The organism is Mycolicibacterium houstonense (genome assembly GCF_900078665.2).
Classification (GTDB): Bacteria; Actinomycetota; Actinomycetes; order Mycobacteriales; family Mycobacteriaceae; genus Mycobacterium; species Mycobacterium houstonense.
In genome coordinates this window covers 5,205,320-5,207,944 of record NZ_LT546207.1, presented here as the reverse complement: position 1 = coordinate 5,207,944, position 2,625 = coordinate 5,205,320, and the positions used below count along the sequence as shown (strand labels likewise).

The 2,625-nt window shown below is 68.0% G+C and carries 1 protein-coding gene and 4 pseudogenes; 1 reads left to right on the top strand and 4 read right to left on the bottom strand.

What is annotated here, in order from left to right:
* From BN4332_RS33990 to BN4332_RS35760, 3 pseudogenes are all read right to left on the bottom strand, one after another.
* A pseudogene (locus tag BN4332_RS33990) lies at window positions 1-219 on the bottom strand (type II secretion system F family protein); the annotation flags it as partial.
* Window positions 216-530: pseudogene (locus BN4332_RS26185) on the bottom strand (type II secretion system F family protein); the annotation flags it as partial. The pseudogenes BN4332_RS33990 and BN4332_RS26185, both read right to left, overlap by 4 nt.
* Before the next feature lie 40 nt (window positions 531-570).
* Window positions 571-726, bottom strand: a pseudogene (locus BN4332_RS35760) (septum site-determining protein Ssd); the annotation flags it as partial.
* A gap of 453 nt (window positions 727-1,179) precedes the next feature.
* Here BN4332_RS35760 and BN4332_RS26175 point away from each other — a divergent pair.
* The gene (locus BN4332_RS26175) at window positions 1,180-2,004 is read left to right on the top strand and encodes an HAD-IB family hydrolase (protein WP_235654311.1); all 825 of its coding nucleotides are present in this window, start codon (window positions 1,180-1,182) and stop codon (window positions 2,002-2,004) included.
* 435 nt (window positions 2,005-2,439) lie between these two features.
* Here BN4332_RS26175 and BN4332_RS26165 read toward each other — a convergent pair.
* Window positions 2,440-2,625, bottom strand: a pseudogene (locus tag BN4332_RS26165) (oxidoreductase); the annotation flags it as partial.

Below are 2,625 nucleotides of genomic sequence, written 5' to 3'. Positions count from 1 at the left end.
GGATGCGGTGGCGGCCGCGGCCGCGGTCGAAACCGCCATCCCGGACGACAGGCAGGCAGCGAAAAGATCGAAGGTCGACGCCGCGGCGAGGGGGTCGCCGTCCGATGCCGGCTGCCGAACGGCGCGCGACACCGGCCTGGGTAGCGCCCGGTTGCGCACTCGCGCGGGATCCGCACCGATCCACAGGGCGGCGGCAAGAAAGAGTGCGGCCCAGCTCATCCCAGTGCCCGATCCGTGATCCGATCCGACCACGTCAGCCCGGAGCAGGCCAGGAACACCCCGATGACCAGCAGCCAACCACCCACTCCGGGCCCGCACAGGAATGCCAGCGGCTGCGCACCGATCAGCTGTCCCAGCGCTATCCCGGCCACCGGCAGGCCCGCCAGTACCGCCGCCGTCGCCCGAGGACCGGCCATCGCCGCGTCGACGTGTGACGAGAACCGTTCGCGTTCGGTGATATCGCGCTGCGCCGTGCGCATCAGCGTCGCGATCGAGAGCCCATAGGCGTGCGCCAGGCGCCAACAGNGCGCAGCGGCGGGCGGCAGGCGCGTCGAGCAGCACCGCGTTGGCGGCCATCCAGGCCTTGCGCCCCGAGGGGTCGTCGACGAGCACCAAACCGACCCCGGCGGCAGCCGCGATGCGCGACACGTCGTCGCGCAGCAGCGGGTCTCCGATCACCGCGAGCACGGTGCCCGTCGGCGTGGTCGACGTGTCGGTGGTGGCCATGTGCCCACCCTCGGGGCAACCCCGGGGCCGGCGCCATCACCAATTCGCCGATTGTGGATGAACTGCGGCCTGTGGATGAATCGCGGGCCGCGGACACACCGCCGCGACACGCTGAAAATACGGTTCCGCAACCACCGAGGGGTGGGCCGGGAGATTCTTCCCCACAAAAAGGGACGACCCCCGCCAGGGGGGGAGGAGGCGGAGGTCGTCGTGTATCAGCCCCGGGGGGTCGGGCTGATACACCCTCGGCATAAGCCGAGTAATGCTCACTATACACACGGAACTGCCAAAACATGCAAGAGGCACCGGTGTGGGCTACCAACCGGCAGCTCGGAGTCGCCGTCCAGGAGAATGTGTCGTGAACTGCCATTTTGCGGCGGCGGTCGATTGGCGCGGCGCACCTGCCTCTATGCTGGCGCTGTGACCGCATCCGATCGGGCCGCCGGGGAGTCGATCGCACAGCAATCCGCGCCGCACGGCGGTCAGCCGGTGCGCACGGCGGCCTTCTTCGATCTCGACAAAACCGTCATCGCCAAGTCCAGCACGCTTGCTTTCAGCAAACCCTTCTTCAACCAGGGCCTGCTGAACCGTCGCACCGTTCTCAAGTCGACTTATGCCCAGTTTCTGTTCCTGATGTCGGGCGCCGATCACGACCAGATGGACCGGATGCGCAGTTACATCACCAACATGTGCACCGGCTGGGACGTCGAACAGGTGAAGTCGATCGTCGGCGAGACGCTGCACGACATCGTCGATCCACTGGTGTTCGCCGAGGCCGCCGAGCTGATCGCCGACCACAAGCTGTGCGGCCGTGACGTCGTGGTGGTCTCGGCCTCCGGCGAGGAGATCGTCGCGCCGATCGCCAGGGCGCTGGGCGCCACCCACGCGATGGCCACCCGGATGGTCGTCGAGGACGGACGCTACACCGGCGAGATCGCGTTCTACTGCTACGGCGAGGGCAAGGTCGAGGCCATCCGCGCGCTGGCCGCACGCGAGGGCTACGCCCTGGACCACTGCTACGCCTACTCGGACTCGATCACCGACATCCCGATGCTCGAATCCGTCGGGCACCCCACCGCGGTCAACCCTGACCGGGCACTGCGCAAGGAAGCCGGCGCGCGCGGGTGGCCGGTGCTCACCTTCACCCGGCCGGTATCCCTGCGCGACCGGATCCCAGCGCCGTCGGGGGCCGCCGTCGCCACCACCGCGGCCGTCGGGATCAGCGCCCTGGCCGCCGGCGCACTGACGTATTCACTGCTGCGCCGCTTCGTGCCCTGACCTACCGCATGTAGTAGCTGAAACCCCGGCGTAACGATCAGAAATCGGGGGCATTTCACCCTTGCTGTGACTGTGGTCACGTAGTACAAAGGAACCACGGAAGCTTGGATGAGGCCAAGAGTTAGCCGGAAGAGAAGGCTAGATCTCCCGAACCAGGCTCCCCAGCACGGGTCCCGGAACCCACGCGGAGCACATGCCGCGGAATAGGCAAAAGTGTTGCGGGCCTGCGTGATTGCGAAGAGCGGGCGGCCACGACGACCCTTTGGGTGGGGTTGCAGCCGTAGCGCATCGCAAGGACGCCGAGGCCACCCACGCAACCCACGTTGACACGCTTGGTAACCGGTATCCGTGCTAGCGGGCGGCGAGCCGAACTCAGTTCGGAACGTCGCCCGCTTTCGTTTGCTGAGACGGCTGAGGCCACTGGGGTCGGCGGGGTCAGCCCGCCGCCGATTGGGCGATCTGCAGCGCCTCGCGCGCACCGCCTTTGAGCGCCTCACTGCTGAGCAGCAGCCACGCCGTCAGCCCGTCGGGCGTCCCGGAGGCGAATCCCCGTGCGGCAGCGCGGTACTCCCCCGACTTGCGCATCCAGTGCACCTCGGGCACGCCGAGTCCGTGCGGATC